This window comes from Streptomyces mangrovi (genome assembly GCF_900114215.1).
Taxonomy (GTDB): domain Bacteria; phylum Actinomycetota; class Actinomycetes; order Streptomycetales; family Streptomycetaceae; genus Streptomyces; species Streptomyces barkulensis.
On record NZ_FOSG01000003.1, the window covers coordinates 1 to 14,938 of the forward strand.

At 71.5% G+C, this 14,938-nt stretch carries 14 protein-coding genes, 1 rRNA gene and 1 pseudogene; 5 read left to right on the forward strand and 11 right to left on the reverse strand.

Annotation, left to right across the window (positions count from 1 at the left end):
- The 3 genes and pseudogenes from BM237_RS04690 to BM237_RS04705 form a co-directional block, all read right to left on the reverse strand.
- Nucleotides 1–125 (reverse strand): 16S ribosomal RNA (locus tag BM237_RS04690); the annotation flags it as partial.
- Nucleotides 126–730: 605 nt separating this feature from the next.
- Complete coding sequence (locus BM237_RS04700) at nucleotides 731–1,342, reverse strand: DNA-3-methyladenine glycosylase (RefSeq protein WP_093848157.1); 612 nt, start codon at nucleotides 1,340–1,342, stop codon at nucleotides 731–733.
- A 14-nt stretch (nucleotides 1,343–1,356) separates the two neighbouring features.
- Nucleotides 1,357–1,641 (reverse strand): annotated as a pseudogene (locus tag BM237_RS04705) (DNA-3-methyladenine glycosylase); the annotation flags it as partial.
- A 109-nt stretch (nucleotides 1,642–1,750) separates the two neighbouring features.
- Here BM237_RS04705 and BM237_RS04710 point away from each other — a divergent pair.
- From BM237_RS04710 to BM237_RS04720, 3 genes are all read left to right on the forward strand, one after another.
- The gene (locus BM237_RS04710; RefSeq protein WP_093848161.1) at nucleotides 1,751–2,533 is read left to right on the forward strand and encodes a sporulation protein; all 783 of its coding nucleotides are present in this window, start codon (nucleotides 1,751–1,753) and stop codon (nucleotides 2,531–2,533) included.
- A gap of 130 nt (nucleotides 2,534–2,663) precedes the next feature.
- Nucleotides 2,664–3,203, forward strand: coding sequence for a YbhB/YbcL family Raf kinase inhibitor-like protein (locus BM237_RS04715; protein ID WP_093848163.1), 540 nt, complete (start codon nucleotides 2,664–2,666; stop codon nucleotides 3,201–3,203).
- A 435-nt stretch (nucleotides 3,204–3,638) separates the two neighbouring features.
- A complete protein-coding gene (locus tag BM237_RS04720) occupies nucleotides 3,639–4,148 on the forward strand; it encodes an HNH endonuclease (protein WP_093848165.1) in 510 nt (169 codons plus the stop codon).
- Nucleotides 4,149–4,192: 44 nt separating this feature from the next.
- Here the strand turns inward: BM237_RS04720 and BM237_RS04725 are convergent, their stop codons facing one another.
- From BM237_RS04725 to BM237_RS04740, 4 genes are all read right to left on the reverse strand, one after another.
- Nucleotides 4,193–4,960, reverse strand: a complete 768-nt coding sequence (locus tag BM237_RS04725) for a sulfite exporter TauE/SafE family protein (protein ID WP_093848167.1) — start codon at nucleotides 4,958–4,960, stop codon at nucleotides 4,193–4,195.
- Between the two features lie 100 nt (nucleotides 4,961–5,060).
- Entirely contained in the window at nucleotides 5,061–6,032 is a 972-nt protein-coding gene (locus BM237_RS04730) for an SPFH domain-containing protein (protein WP_093848169.1), read from the reverse strand.
- Nucleotides 6,033–6,138: 106 nt separating this feature from the next.
- Nucleotides 6,139–6,561 carry an NfeD family protein gene (locus BM237_RS04735; protein ID WP_093848171.1) on the reverse strand — a complete coding sequence of 141 codons (423 nt, stop codon included), beginning with the start codon at nucleotides 6,559–6,561 and terminating at the stop codon, nucleotides 6,139–6,141.
- 21 nt (nucleotides 6,562–6,582) lie between these two features.
- On the reverse strand, nucleotides 6,583–7,374 hold the full coding sequence (locus tag BM237_RS04740; RefSeq protein WP_093848173.1) for an ABC transporter ATP-binding protein: 792 nt from the start codon (nucleotides 7,372–7,374) through the stop codon (nucleotides 6,583–6,585).
- 108 nt (nucleotides 7,375–7,482) lie between these two features.
- On the opposite strand from BM237_RS04740, the gene BM237_RS04745 reads away from it, so the two are divergent.
- Nucleotides 7,483–8,265: an Rv1486c family protein gene (locus BM237_RS04745; RefSeq protein WP_093848175.1), complete on the forward strand. Its 783-nt coding sequence runs from the start codon at nucleotides 7,483–7,485 to the stop codon at nucleotides 8,263–8,265.
- 93 nt (nucleotides 8,266–8,358) lie between these two features.
- On the opposite strand, the gene BM237_RS04750 is transcribed toward BM237_RS04745, so the two are convergent.
- The 4 genes from BM237_RS04750 to BM237_RS04765 all read right to left on the reverse strand — a co-directional run bounded on the left by BM237_RS04750 (nucleotide 8,359) and on the right by BM237_RS04765 (nucleotide 13,370).
- Nucleotides 8,359–8,565: a chaplin gene (locus BM237_RS04750; protein ID WP_093848526.1), complete on the reverse strand. Its 207-nt coding sequence runs from the start codon at nucleotides 8,563–8,565 to the stop codon at nucleotides 8,359–8,361.
- A gap of 201 nt (nucleotides 8,566–8,766) precedes the next feature.
- The gene (locus BM237_RS04755) at nucleotides 8,767–9,420 is read right to left on the reverse strand and encodes a response regulator (RefSeq protein WP_281253893.1); all 654 of its coding nucleotides are present in this window, start codon (nucleotides 9,418–9,420) and stop codon (nucleotides 8,767–8,769) included.
- Entirely contained in the window at nucleotides 9,413–10,552 is a 1,140-nt protein-coding gene (locus BM237_RS04760; RefSeq protein WP_093848177.1) for a GAF domain-containing sensor histidine kinase, read from the reverse strand. Before BM237_RS04760 ends, BM237_RS04755 begins: the two co-directional genes overlap by 8 nt.
- A gap of 253 nt (nucleotides 10,553–10,805) precedes the next feature.
- The gene (locus BM237_RS04765) at nucleotides 10,806–13,370 is read right to left on the reverse strand and encodes an FHA domain-containing protein (protein ID WP_093848179.1); all 2,565 of its coding nucleotides are present in this window, start codon (nucleotides 13,368–13,370) and stop codon (nucleotides 10,806–10,808) included.
- 294 nt (nucleotides 13,371–13,664) lie between these two features.
- Here BM237_RS04765 and serB point away from each other — a divergent pair, with 294 nt between their 5' ends.
- Entirely contained in the window at nucleotides 13,665–14,909 is a 1,245-nt protein-coding gene (gene serB / locus BM237_RS04770) for a phosphoserine phosphatase SerB (protein WP_093848528.1), read from the forward strand.
- The last annotated feature ends 29 nt before the right edge of the window (nucleotides 14,910–14,938 follow it).

The following is a 14,938-nucleotide window of genomic DNA, read 5'->3' on the forward strand; positions in this document are numbered from 1 at the left end:
GATTGCCCACGTGTTACTCACCCGTTCGCCACTCTTCCCCTCCCGAAGGAGGTTCATCGTTCGACTTGCATGTGTTAAGCACGCCGCCAGCGTTCGTCCTGAGCCAGGATCAAACTCTCCGTGAATGCCTTTCCCCGTACTCGGGGTGTCACATCCGCGCAGAGCGGCACCGGCGGAAAGGAATGATTTCCGCGGTGCGCAGCGTCCTCGCTGTGTGATGTTTCAAAGGAACCTCGTCGACTCCCCTCGAGAGAGGAGCGACGGGGTATCAACATATCTGGCGTTGACTTTTGGCACGCTGTTGAGTTCTCAAGGAACGGACGCTTCCTTCGGCACCCCTTTCGGGGCCCCTCCGGGCGCTTCCCTTCGGTGTGTTCACTACCTTAGCGGATCTCTCCGGCGACTCATAATCGAGCCATTCGGATCGCTTTCCCGTACGTTTCGAACGCAACGGAAACGACCCCCGAATCGGGGAGTCCGTATCTGGTGGTGTCCGCTCCGGGCCTCTCTCACGCGACCTGTCCGGTCGCCGTGGACCTCGTCCCGTTCCAGCGGCTCGTTCTACGTTAGACCTCGGTCGGTCCAGCGTCAAGCCGCGCCCGGCGGCGACGTGGCCGAATCGAGCCGGCCGTCGGCACTCAGCGCTCGCGAACGGTCGCGCGTCTTCTGACTCGACTCCGCGCCGGTGCTCCCGGCTCGCCGGCGAGCCGGGAGCAAGGCGCACAGCGGCTCAGGCTCCGGCGGACGGGTTGGCTCTCGGGCTCAGCCGGTACGCCGAGACCGTTGGATCACCGGCGAGGTAGAAACGGTGTTGCCAGTCGTGGGCCTTGCTCACGCCCACCCGGGGGCCGACCCGGATGAGCGCGGCTGGTACCGGCTCACCCTCGGACAGCATGACAGAGGTGCCTGCGAGGAGGTCCGCGTCGTTGTGCTCTCCCGTGATGCCGAGCGCCTGGCAGAAGTTCCCCGGCCCTCGGGCAAGACGTGAGTTCTCGACCTTCTCTCCCCGTCGCTTGCGTGCCAGGTCCTCCCCCTCGGTGACCCTGCCTGCCCGCACGAGGACGGCCGAGGCGATGCCATCCGTCCCTGTGACGACGTTGGCGCACCAGTGGAGTCCGTGGGACCGGTAGACGTACAGGTGTCCTGCGGGTCCGAACATGACGGCGTTACGGGGTGTCCGGCCTCGGTAGGCGTGGGAGGCCGGGTCGGCCGTACCGGAGTACGCCTCGGTCTCCGTGATGGTGATGCTCACGGTTCCCCCGGGTGCCTCGTGAGTGAGGACGGCACCGAGCAGTCTGGGGGCGACTTCTTCGGCGGGGTGAGCGAGGTCGGCGACGTTCATGCCGACTGCCTTGCCATGCCGTGGGTGAGGTGGACGTACCCGTGGCCGGGAGGGCCGAACATCACGGCGTTGCGTTCGGTGCGGCCCCGGCAGGTGTGCGATCCCGGATCGACACGGCCCGCGTACGCCTCGGCCTCGGTCAGACCGACCTCGATCGGGCCGTCGTCGGTCGTGCGGACCGGGACACGGCCGGCGGGCAGGTCCGGAGCGACCTCCGGAACGGGCCGGTCGAAGAAGGCCCGGGGCAGGGGCTTACGGTCGTGGTCGGCGCTCACGCCTGTCGAGCGTAGTGCAGCCATCGGGTAACAACTGCGGGCGGCGGCCCTGCCCGGCGGAACCGTCCGGCAGACTGCGGGCGTTCTTAGAGATCGGCACGACACACAGGCCAGGGCCTGGGGGAGGAAGAACATGGGCTTCAAGAAGCTGTTCGCGAGTGTGGGCATCGGCGGTGCGTCGGTGGAGACGGTGCTGACCGAGCCGAACGTGGTTCCGGGCGGCGTCGTCCAGGGGGAGGTACGGATCCAGGGCGGATCGGTCGCCCAGGAGATCCAGGGGCTGTCGGTCGGTCTCCAGGCCCGCGTCGAGGTGGAGGGCGGGGAGGAGGAGTACACCAGGAACGTCGAGTTCCACCGCATGCAGCTCGGCGGGGCCTTCGAGCTGCAGCCGGGCGCGGTGCACACGGTGCCCTTCGGGCTGGAGGTGCCGTGGGAGACCCCGATCACCATGTTCACGGGCCGCCACCTGACCGGGATGAACATCGGGGTGACGACGGAGCTGGCGATCGCCAAGGCGGTGGACTCCGGTGACCTCGACCCGGTGAACGTCCACCCGCTCCCCGCCCAGCAGGCGATCCTGGACGCCTTCGGGGCCCTGGGGTTCCGGTTCAAGAGCGCGGACATGGAGCAGGGGCACATCCGCGGCACCCGGCAGAAGCTGCCCTTCTACCAGGAGATCGAGTTCCTGGCCCCGCAGCAGTACCGCGGGCTGAGCCAGGTCGAGCTGAGCTTCGTCGCGGACGAGCACGGAATGGACGTCGTGCTGGAGATGGACAAGAAGGCCGGTCTGTTCAGCGAGGGCAGCGACACCTACCGCTCCTTCACCGTGGGCCTGTCGGACTTTCAGCAGACCGACTGGGCCGCCTACCTCAACCAGTGGCTGGCCGAGGTCGGCGGCAGGCGGAACTGGTTCTGAGGGACTCGGGCGTTTTTCGCGCAGGGCGCGGTCCGGTGCCGTACCGGGCCGCGCCCTGCGCTGTCCGGAGGGCCGGGATCGTTAGGCTGGCCGGTGCAGCGATGTCGCGCTACCGAGGAGGTTTTCCCACGTGACCGAGCAGAAGCGGCGCCCGCTCCCCCACGACTTCCACCCTCCGGTGCCGTCGTTCACGGTCGTGAGCGACGACGTTTCGGAGGGCGCCCGGCTGAAGCCCGATCAGGTCCACGCCGAGGGCAACACCTCTCCGCACCTGCGCTGGGAGGGCTTTCCGGAGGGGACCAGGAGCTTCGCCGTCACCTGCTACGACCCCGACGCGCCGACCGGCAGCGGTTTCTGGCACTGGTCGGTGTTCGACATCCCGGCGACCGTGACGGAGCTGCCCGCGGGTGCCGGCACGGGTGGGATGAAGGGGATGCCCGCGGAGGCCGTGCATGTCCGCAACGACTACGGCACCCGTGACTTCGGCGGGGCCGCGCCGCCGCCCGGGGACGGCCCGCACCGCTATGTGTTCACGGTCTACGCCGTGGACACCGAGAAGCTGGGCGTGGACGCGGACGCGTCGCCCGCCGTGGTCGGCTTCAACCTGCGGTTCCACACACTGGCCCGCGCACAGCTGATCGGTGAGTACGAGGTGCCCGCCGGGGGCTGACACCCGGCCGCCCCGGAGTCCGAGCCCGGAGTCCGATGTCCAGGAGTCGAGATCCGAGGACCGAGGACTTTTCCGGTGGCCGTGCCACGGGCGGGAAAGGCCTTTGTTCGCGCCCCGTCGTCTCCGGATCGCACAGTGGTGGCCGGGCGGTCGGCACCGCAGTGGCGGGGGCGACGGGGCGCGCTCACGTCCGCCGCCCGCCGGAGCCCGTCGGGGACGGGCGTGAGCGTCGGCTGTCCCTGTCGACCACCCCGCCCCGTTCCCGCTCCTGGGTGCTTCCCCCTCTTCCTCCCCGCTTTTCCCGGCATCCGCGTCATCCGGGTGTCGCAGTGTTCCCATCTCCCGTACACCGTGCGGAAATTGCGTTGTCCACCCGCACGGGCAGCGGCACAGTGGTCCCACCCCGCCGCGGGGGCGGGTCCGGAGGTGGGTGAGATGCGCGAGACGCTGGTGCTCAATGCCGGTTTCGAGCCGCTGTCGACGGTGTCGCTGCGGCGTGCGGTGGTGCTGGTGATGCAGGACAAGGCCGTGGTGGAGCAGTCGCACCCCGGACTGCGCGTACGGGCGGCGCGGGTCGACATCCCGGTGCCGCAGGTGATCAGGCTCCGCAGATACGTACGGGTCCCGTTCCGACAACGGGCGGCGTGGTCGCGGCGCGGTGTGCTCGTACGGGACCGGCACCGGTGTGCCTACTGCGGGCGCCGGGCGACCACGGTGGACCATGTCGTGCCGCGCTCGCGCGGGGGCGGCGATACCTGGTTGAACACGGTCGCGGCGTGCGCGGAGGACAATCACCGCAAGGCCGACCGCACCCCCGCTCAGGCGGGCATGCGGCTGCTGACGCAGCCGTTCGAGCCGACCCCGGCGGACGCGCTGGTCCTCGCGCTGGGGCTGCGGGACGGTGATGCGCTGCCGGAGTGGCTGGCGCTGCCCACCTCCGCCTGAGGGTCCTCGCGAGATCACCGTGTGCGGTGGCCGGTCCGGTCTGTTCAGTTCAGTACGAGCTGGACGATCGCCACCGCGCCGACGGCCACGATGACCGCGCGCAGGGCGGTCGGCGGCAGTCTGCGTCCCACCCGGGCGCCGAGCTGCCCGCCGACCGCCGAGCCGACGGCGATGAGCAGGACGGCGGTCCAGTCGAAGTCGGCGACGAAGAGGAAGAAGACCGCGGCCGAGCCGTTGACGATCGCGCCGAGGATGTTCTTGACGGCGTTGATCCGCTGGAGGTCGTCGTTGATGAGCAGGCCCATCAGCGCGAGGTAGATGACGCCCTGGGCGGCTCCGAAGTAGCCGCCGTACATGCTGGCCAGGGTCATGCCGCCGAGGAGCGCCGGGCCGCCGTGGGGATGGGCGGCACCGCCGTTGCGCTCGCGGCGGTGCCGGATCGCGCGGGCCAGGCGCGGCTGGGCGACGACGAGCACCAGGGCCAGCGCGATGAGGACCGGGACGATCGTGTCGAACGCCGCGGAGGGCAGCGCGATCAGCAGGGCGGCCCCGGTCACTCCCCCGGCCAGGGCCACGGCGCTCAGCCGCAGCACGCGGTCGCGCTGCCCGCGCAGTTCCCGGCGGTAGCCGACGGCGCCGCTGATGGAGCCGGGCACCAGCCCCAGTGTGTTGGAGACGTTCGCGGTGACGGGCGGGAGCCCGACCGCGAGCAGCACGGGGAAGGTGATCAGGGTCCCCGAGCCGACGATCGTGTTGATCGTGCCCGCGCCTATGCCGGCGACGCAGACCGCCAGCGCCTCCCAGATGTTCACGCGCAACGCCCCTCAGCCGGTCGGTGTCTGGTGCACCGATCATGCCCGAGGGGCGTGGTCGCGGTGTATCCGGGTGCGGCGTAGGGCGCGGGGCGTGTCGTCAGTCGATCGGCGGCTGTTCCCGGCGCTTGGTCAGGCCGGCGTGGCCCGCGCCGCCGTCTGCGGAGGAGTTGCCGGAGGGGGCCGCGGGGCCGGTTCCGGGGCCGAAGTTGCCCAGTGCGCCGCCGAGCCCCTTGAGGGCGTCCCCGATCTCGCTGGGCACGATCCACAGCTTGTTGGCGTCGCCTTCGGCGATCTTGGGGAGCATCTGGAGGTACTGGTAGGACAGCAGCTTCTGGTCCGGGTCGCCGGCGTGGATGGACTCGAAGACCGTGCGGATCGCCTGGGCCTCGCCCTCGGCACGCAGCGCGGCGGCCTTGGCCTCGCCCTCGGCGCGCAGGATGGAGGACTGCTTCTCGCCCTCGGCGGTGAGGATCTGCGACTGGCGCACGCCCTCGGCCTGGAGGATCGCGGCGCGCTTGTCGCGGTCGGCGCGCATCTGCTTCTCCATCGAGTCCTGGATGGAGGTCGGCGGCTCGATCGCCTTGAGCTCGACGCGGTTGACGCGGATGCCCCACTTGCCGGTGGCCTCGTCCAGGACGCCGCGCAGTGCCGCGTTGATCTCCTCGCGGGAGGTGAGGGTGCGCTCCAGGTCCATGCCGCCGATGATGTTGCGCAGGGTGGTGACGGTGAGCTGCTCGATGGCCTGGATGTAGCTGGCGACCTCGTACGTCGCGGCCCGCGCGTCGGTGACCTGGTAGTAGATGACCGTGTCGATGTTCACGACCAGGTTGTCCTGGGTGATCACCGGCTGGGGCGGGAAGGGGACGACCTGTTCTCGGAGGTCGACGCGGTTGCGGATGGTGTCGATGAACGGGACGACGATGTTGAGGCCGGCGTTCAGTGTCCGGGTGTAGCGGCCGAAGCGCTCCACGATCGCCGCGCTGGCCTGTGGAATGACCTGGATCGTCTTGATGAGTGCGATGAAGACCAGCACCACCAGGATGATCAGCACGATGATGATGGCGTCCATCGTGGCTCCCCCTGCGTTCCTAGGATTTCGCGCTAACCGGGCTGACCAGCGCGGCTGACTGCGCCGTCGGCGTCGCCGGCGGTTGTGACCGTGCGGTCACCCGCTATCACATCACGACGGCGGTCGCCCCGTCGATCTCCACCACGTCCACCTGGTCGCCGGGCTCGTAGGACGCGCTCGCGTCGAGGGTGCGCGCGGACCAGATCTCGCCCGCGAGCTTGATGCGTCCCCCGGAGCCGTCGACCCGCTCCAGCACGACGGCCTGACGCCCTGTCAGCGCGTCGACACCGCTGCGGTGTTCGGGCCGCTGCGTCTGCATGCGTCTGGCGACGGGGCGGACGACGAGGACCAGCGCGGTGGAGACCACCACGAAGACGACCACCTGGGCCGTCAGCCCCCCGCCGAGCGCCGCGACGGCCGCGGCCGCGACGGCACCCACCGCGAACATGCCGAATTCGGGCATGGCCGTGAGTACGAGCGGGATTCCGAGTCCTACGGCGGCGAACAGCCACCACACCCATGCGTCCACACCGCCATGGTAGGGCCCGGGTCAGCCGAGCGGGAGACCCTGCGCGGTCCAGCGGCCGCCGTTGTACTCCACGACCAGGGGGAGGCCGAAGCAGCGCGAGAGGTTGGCGGAGGTCAGCTCCGTCTCGACCGGCCCGGCGGTGAGCACCTTGCCCTGGCGGATCATCAGGACGTGGGTGAACCCCGGGGGGATCTCCTCGACGTGGTGGGTCACCATGATCATCGAAGGGGCGTACGGGTCGCGGGCGAGCCGCCCGAGGCGGCGCACCAGGTCCTCGCGGCCTCCGAGGTCGAGTCCGGCGGCCGGCTCGTCCAGGAGCAGCAGCTCGGGGTCGGCCATCATCGCGCGGGCGATCTGGGTGCGCTTGCGCTCCCCCTCGGAGAGGGTGCCGAACCTCCGCTCGAGGTACTCGTTCATCCCGAGGCGGTCGAGGAAGGCCAGGGCGCGCTGCTCGTCGACCGCGTCGTAGTCCTCGCGCCACCCGGCGGTCATGCCGTAGGCGGCGGTGAGGACGGTCTGGAGGACGGTCTGGTCGCGCGGGAGTTTCTCGGTGAGCGCGCTGCTGGCCATGCCGATGCGCGGACGCAGTTCGAAGACGTCGACGGAGCCGAGCTTCTCGCCGAGGACGGTGGCGGTGCCGGAGGTCGGGAACAGGTAGCTGGAGGCGACGTTGAGGAGGGTGGTCTTGCCGGCGCCGTTGGGGCCGAGGATGACCCAGCGCTCCCCCTCCTTCACCGACCAGGAGACGTCCTCCACCAGAGCCCGACCCTCGCGGACCACGGATACGTCCACCAGCTCCAGTACATCGCTCATGGCGCGTTGTCTCCCATTGCAGTCGCGGCTGTCGCCTGTGCCTGTGGGCACAGTCCCCAGGGAAAACCTACGCCACCTCTTCCGCGCGGCTGTCCTTAGGCTGGGGGCATGCTCGAAGAACCTCGTTCCGGGCGGCTGGCCGCCTGGGGAAATGCCCTGTTCGCCGGAGTGGTGTCGCCCGACGACGCCGCTTCGCGCATCGTGGGCGGCGACACGGTGCACCGCGTGGCGGGCCTGCCGGGCGAGCCCGGTGAGGTGGGTCTCACCCTCGCGCTCGGCCGGCTGCGTGCCTCGGGGGTGACGGGTCTGCGGCTGGCGCTGCCCGCGCCGGGGCATCCGCTGGGGCTGAGCGGGCCGCCCGGGTTCAACGCCCGCGCCCTGGACGCCGGCGAGGCCGTGGTCGGGACGGGCGCGCCGCTGGGGCTGGTGCCGCTGGTGCGCGAGGCGGGCCCGCGGGGCGATGTGCACACCGAGGTGGTGTGGCACTGCCTTCCGGTGCGCGAGGCCCCGCCCGCGGACGTGCCGTCGCTCGGGGAGGCCGAACGGGAGCTGGCGGAGGCGCTGCGCGAGGCGACCGAGGTTCTGACGCGGCTGGACGTGGCCGGTTCCGGTCCGGTGGCCGCGGCGGCGCTGGAGGCGTACCGGGCGCGGGCGGAGGCGGGGCGCGCGTTGCTGGCGCCGGGCTATCCGCCGCGTGCGGTACGTGTTCTGGAGCTGGCGCAGCGGGTGGGCGCGCTGGTGGAGATCGCGGGCGGGCCGGACCACGGCGGCGCGGTGAGCGCGGGGGCGATGGCGGCGCGGGGCGAGGTGCTGCGGCCGGTGGAGCGTACGGCCAGGCGGGCTGTGGTGGCCGCGTACAACGCGTATGTGGAGGAGCGCGAGCGGGGCTGAGCGCGGGATCCGGCCTCCCGGTCGGGTCCGGGAGGCCGGCGGTGCGGGGCGGGCGCGTACGGAGCCGCCCGCCGCGCCCGCCCGCGCGCGTGCTCAGGCGTTGGCGCAGGCGTTGCCGAAGGCCGGGTTCAGCAGGCCGATGACGTTGACGGTGTTGCCGCAGACGTTGACCGGCACGTGGACGGGCACCTGGATCACGTTGCCCGAGCCGACGCCGGGCGAGTGGGCGGCCGCGCCCTGTGCGCCCGAGCTGGCCGAGGCCGCGCCCGCACCGGCGGCGACGAGCCCGCCGGCCACCATCGCGACGGCGGTGACCCTCTTGAGGTTCTTCACTTCTCGATCCTCCTTGCGTTCGCCGCGGCCGGTCGCCGCGGCACGCACTGGAGAACGGGTCGGGGCCGGTTGCGATACGCCACACCGGTGACATCCACACGTTCGTATGAATTTAGGTACGGATTTCCGCCGGAGGGGCAGGAGTGCCGGATCGGTGGCGGCCGCCCGTCAGCCGGCCATCCCGTGCCGGACGGCCCACAGCGCCGCCTGGGTGCGGTCGGCGAGGTCCAGCTTCATCAGGATGTTGGACACGTGCGTCTTGACGGTCTTCTCGGACAGCACCAGATGGCGTGCGATCTCCCGGTTGGAGCGGCCGTCGGCTATCAGCGCGAGCACCTCGCGCTCCCGCTCGGTCAGGGAGGTGCCACGGCCCGGCCCGCCGCCGGCCCCTTCCTGGCTGAGCAGGGCATGGGCGACCTCCGGCTGCAGCAGGACGTGCCCGGCGTGCACCGAGCGGATGGCCCCGGCCAGCGCGTCGGGGTCGATGTCCTTGTAGACGTAGCCGGCGGCGCCCGCGCGCAGGGCGGGGACGACGGTGCGCTGCTCGGTGAAGCTGGTGACGACCAGCACCCGGGCGGGATTGCCCAGTTCACGCAGCTTGCGCAGCGCCTCGACACCGTCCGCGCCGGGCATCCTGAGATCCATCAGGACGACGTCGGGCCGCAGCTCCTCGGCCCGGTCCACGCCCTCCGCCCCGTCGGCGGCCTCGCCGACCACCTCGATGTCCCCCTGGACCTCCAGGAACGTACGCAGTCCCCGGCGCACGACCTGGTGGTCGTCCACCAGCAGGACCCTGATCACCTCGCCGGCCGCGTCAGCCACCGGGCACCTCCATCTCGATCACCGTGCCCCCGCCGGGCTCCGAGTCCACCCTCAGCGTGCCGCCGACCCCGTCCGCCCGGTCGCGCATCGACACCAGGCCCAGGCGGCGGCCCGCGCGGCGGACCGCCGCGGGGTCGAAGCCGCTTCCGTCGTCGGCCACCCGCAGCACGGCACCGGTACCGCGGCGGGCGAGGAGAACGGAGACACGCCGGGCCCCGGAGTGCCGCAGGGCGTTGTGCAGGGCCTCCTGCGCGACCCTCAGCAGCGCCTCCTCCTGGGCGGCGGGCAGCGCCCGCACGCCCTCGGCGTCGAAGAGGACACGGGCACTGTGTGCCCGGTCCAGGACCTGCACCTGGCTGCGCAGGGCGGCGGCCAGTCCGTCCTCCTCCAGGGCGGCTGGACGCAGCTCGACGACGGCGGCCCGCAGCTCGTCGGCGGCCTCGGCCGCCAGCCCGGCGACCCGGCGCAGCTCCTCCCTGGCACGGCCTGGGTCGCGGCCGACCAGGGCGGTGACGGCCTGAGCGGTCAGACGCAGGGAGAACAGCTTCTGGGAGACGGCGTCGTGCAGTTCGTGGGCGATGCGGGCGCGCTCCCCGGCGATGGTCAGCTCGCGGCTGCGCTCGTAGAGGCGGGCGTTGGTCAGCGCGATGGCGGCGTGCTCGGCGAGCAGCCGCAGCAACTCCTCGTCCTCACCGGTGAAACCGCAGCCTCCTTTGGGGCGGTCGCACCGCTTGTTGGCGAGGAAGATCGCCCCGAGCACCTCCTCGCCGTCGGCGATCGGCATGCCGATGAAGTCGGCCAGCTCCGGGTGGGCGTCGGGCCAGCCCTCGAAGCGCGGATCCCGGCGGACGTCGGCGAGCCGCTGCGGGGAGGCGTCGCGCAGCATGGCGGCGAGGATGCCGTGCTGGCGGGGCAGCGGCCCGATCGCGCGCCACCTCTCGTCGCTGACCCCGGCCACCACGAACTGCGCGAAGCCACCGTGGTCGTCCGGGACGCCGAGAGCGGCGTACTCGGCGTCCAGCAGCTCGCGCGCGGAGGTCGTGATCGTCTGCAGGACCTCGCGGACCTCCAGACGGCGGTTCATGGCGAGCAGGGCGGCGCTGACGGCCGCCAGCCCGGTTCTCGGGAGCATGCGGTCACGGTACCGGCGGGGGTTCGCGGGCGGATCGGCCGACCGCCCGGGAGGGCCTGGGCGGTGGTCGTAGGACCGGCGGCGGACGCGCCGCCGGTACCGTGACCGCCGGCCCGGCGGCTCTCGCGGATTCCCCGTCCCCGAGCGCCCCGAGCGCCCCGAGCGCCACCTGAACACCCCCGCCCCGCCGGAAGGGTCCGGCGGGGCGGGAGGCGGTGCTTGTGCTGCGCGGCCGCGCAGTCGCGCGGCGCGCTTACTTGCGCATGACCTCCGGCTCGTGGCGGCGCAGCAGGCGGGCCACCGCGAAGCCGCAGGCGACGCCGATGGCGAGCAGGATCAGCATGTCCATCACCCACACTCCAGCGCTGTGCTCCCACAGCGGGTCGAGGTTCGTGGGGTTCTCGCGGTCCCAGGGGGCCATGGTGTGCGACAGGTCGACGGTGGCTCCGGTGGCCGCGACCGCCCAGCGCGAGGGCATCAGCCAGGCGACCTGCTCGATGCCGGGCGCGTCGAAGACCTGGAAGAGCACGCCGGTGAAGACCAGCTGGATGATCGCGAAGCCCACCAGCAGGGGCATGGTCATCTCGGATGTCTTCACCAGCGAGGAGATCACCAGGCCGACCATCATGGAGGTGAGACCGAACGCGATGATCCCCACGCACAGTTCGACGGCCGTGGGCATGATCAGGCCCTCTTCGGGCAGTTCGCGCACCGAGAAGCCGATGGCGCAGATGATCACGCCCTGGAAGGCGGTGATCACCCCGAGGACGATCACCTTGGACATCAGATAGGCGGACCTGGACAGGCCGGTGGCCCGTTCACGTTCGTAGATGACCCGTTCCTTGACCAGCTCGCGCACCGAGTTGGCCGCGCCGGACAGGCACATGCCGACCGCGAGGATCAGCAGGATGGTGCCCGCGTGCTGGTTGAAGCCCTCGGGGTTGCGCGTGAGGCCGTGGTCGGTGGGGATCACCGTGCTGACCACGCCCAGGATCACGGGCAGGACGACCATCAGGGCGAGGAAGCCCTTGTCGGAGGCGATGACCGACGTGTAGCGCCGGGTGAGGGTCCACAGCTGGGACCCCCAGCTCTGCGGCTTGGGCGGCCGGGACGCCGGCGCGGGCGGCGCCGCGTACTGGGGGTGCTGGGGGTACTGAGGATGCTGGAGGTGCTGGGGGTGCGCCTGCTGCGGGGCGGTGGTGTCGAGGTCGGCGGCGTAGAGCCGGTAGTGCTGCGAGCCCTGCCAGCGGCCGATCCAGTCGTAGTCGCGGTAGTTCTCGAAGGCCGAGAAGACGTCCGCCCAGCTCTCGTAACCGAAGAAGTTCAGGGCCTCCTCGGGCGGGCCGAAGTAGGCCACGCCGCCACCGGGCGCCATCACCAGGACGCGGTCGCACAGCGCGAGCTCGGCGACGGAGTGGGTGACCACCAGCACGGTGCGGCCGTCGTCGGCCAGCTCCCGCAGCAGCTTCATCACGTCGCGGTCCATGCCCGGGTCCAGGCCGGAGGTCGGTTCGTCCAGGAAGATCAGCGACGGCTTGGTGAGCAGTTCCAGTGCGACCGAGACGCGCTTGCGCTGGCCGCCGGAGAGGGAGGTGATCTTCTTTCCGGCGTGGATGTCGAGCTTGAGCTCGGCCAGCACCTCCTCGACCCGCGCGTTGCGCTCGGCCTCGGCGACGTCGCCGGGGAAGCGCAGCTTGGCGGCGTAGCGCAGGGCGGTGCGGACGGTCAGCTCCTTGTGGAGGATGTCGTCCTGCGGGACCAGGCCGATGCGCTGGCGCAGCTCGGCGAACTGCTTGTAGAGGTTCCGGTTGTCGTAGAGGACCTCGCCGACGTCGGCCGGGCGGTAGCCGGTCAGGGCGCGCAGCAGTGTGGACTTGCCGGAGCCGGACGGGCCGATGACGGCCACCAGGGACTTCTCGGGCACGCCGAAGGTGACGTTGTTGAGGATCACCTTGCCGCCGTCGACCTTGACGGTCAGATGACGGGCCGAGAAGGAGACCTCGCCGGTGTCGACGAACTCCTCGAGCCGGTCGCCCACCACCCGGAAGGTCGAGTGGCCGACGCCGACGATGTCGTCCGGGCCGAGGACCGCCGTGCCCGACTTGGGCAGCGGCTGGCCGTTGACGTACGTGCCGTTGTGGCTGCCGAGGTCGCGGATCTCGAAGCGGCCGCCGGGGGCGGAGCGGAACTCCGCGTGGTGGCGGGAGACCTGGAGGTCGGAGACGACCAGCTCGTTCTCCAGTGCGCGGCCGATCCGCATCACCCGGCCCAGCGAGAGCTGGTGGAACGTGGTCGGGTTGCGATGGTCGTCGTGAACCGGGACACCCGCCTGCTGCGGCCCGCCGCCGTGCGGGGGGACCGCTCCCCGGGGAGGCTGCGGCGCGTACTGCTGCGGCACCGGCTGCTGTACGTGCTGCGGGGTCTGCTGTGGGGCCGGGGTCTGCGGCTGGTGGCCCCGGCCGGGGCCACCCTGCGGCCGCGCCACCGGCTGCGGGACGGGCACCGCCTGCGCGGGAGCCGCCGCGGTCCGGCCGGAGAAGGCCAGCCGGGGCCCGTCGGTGGCGTTGCCGAGGTGCACCACCGAGCCCGCGCCGACCTCCATCTGCTGGACACGCCGTCCCTGTGCGTACGTGCCGTTGGTGCTGCCGTGGTCCTCGAGAAGCCAGCCTTCGCCGCCCCAGCGCAGTGTGGCGTGACGCCAGGAGACCCTGGCGTCGTCGACCACGAGGTCACCCTGCGGATCGCGTCCGAGGGTGTAGGGCCTGGACGGGTCGAGCGTCCAGGTCCGTCCGTTCAGTTCCAGTACGAGTTCCGGCACTCCATGCCCCACAAAGTTGTCCCCCGAGCTACCCCCTGTGATGAGGGGGCTAGGGATGGTGAACGATCGTGGGGGAACTATTCCAGGCTTCGCGGCAGGACATGAAGTCGCCCCCGCCGGATGGTTGCCGAACCGCTACGGTCCGCTCCCCGGCCGCCGGGAGGACCGGACGGAGCGGCGACGGGGAAGCGGCGCCAAAGGCGCGGAACGCCTCCGGCCGAGCCTGACCGGGGCTGTCCGGGGTACGGACGTGCGTACGGAACCGCCCTGGTGCTCGATACCGTAGGGATCATCATGAGCGCTTCGCAGACCCCGCCGCCCGTCCCCGCCGCCGTCCCCGCCGGTGCGGACGCCGACACCCCCACCCTCCTGGTGAAGATCTTCGGCAAGGACCGGCCGGGCATCACCGCAGGTCTCTTCGAGACGCTGGCCGCCTACTCGCTGGATGTCATAGACATCGAGCAGGTCGTCACCCGCGGCCGCATCACCCTGTGCGCCCTGGTCACCACGCCGGGCGGGAGCGGCGCCGAGGGGGGACTGCGGGCGACCGTGCACTCCTGGGCGGAGTCGATGCGGCTCCAGGCGGAGATCATCTCGGGCCGGGGCGACAACCGGCCGCGCGGCACCGGCCGCTCCCACGTCACCGTGCTCGGCCATCCGCTGACCGCCGAGGCCACGGCCGCCATCGCCGCCCGGATAACCGGTGTCGGCGGCAACATCGACCGGATCTTCCGGCTGGCGAAATACCCGGTCACGGCGGTGGAGTTCGCCGTGTCCGGCACCGGGACGGAGGAGCTGCGCACCGCCCTGGCCCCGAAGGCGGCGGCCCTGGGCGTGGACGTCGCCGTCGTCGCCGCCGGGCTGCACCGCCGGGCGCAGCGCCTGGTGGTGATGGACGTGGACTCCACGCTCATCCAGGACGAGGTGATCGAACTGTTCGCGGCGCACGCCGGCTGCGAGGAGGAGGTCGCCGGGGTGACCGCCGCCGCGATGCGCGGCGAGCTGGACTTCGAGCAGTCGCTGCACGCCCGGGTGGCACTGCTGGAAGGGCTTGACGAGTCGGTGGTCGACAAGGTGCGCGCCGAGGTCCGGCTCACGCCGGGGGCCCGCACCCTCATCCGCACGCTCAAGCGCCTGGGCTATCAGGTGGGGGTGGTCTCGGGCGGCTTCACGCAGGTCACCGACGATCTGCGGGAGCGGCTGGGGCTGGACTTCGCCTCGGCCAACACCCTGGAGATCGTGGACGGGAAGCTGACCGGCCGGGTCGTCGGGGAGGTCGTGGACCGGGCGGGCAAGGCCCGGCTGCTGCGCCGCTTCGCGGCGGAGGCCGGGGTGCCACTGGCCCAGACCGTGGCGATCGGCGACGGCGCCAACGACCTGGACATGCTCAACACCGCGGGACTCGGGGTCGCCTTCAACGCCAAGCCGGTGGTGCAGGAGGCCGCGCACGCCGCGGTGAACGTGCCGTTCCTGGACACCGTGCTGTATCTGCTGGGCGTCACGCGCGAGGAGGTCGAGGCGGCCGACACCGCGGTGTGAGGCCGCCGGGCGCGGCATCCACGCGGACA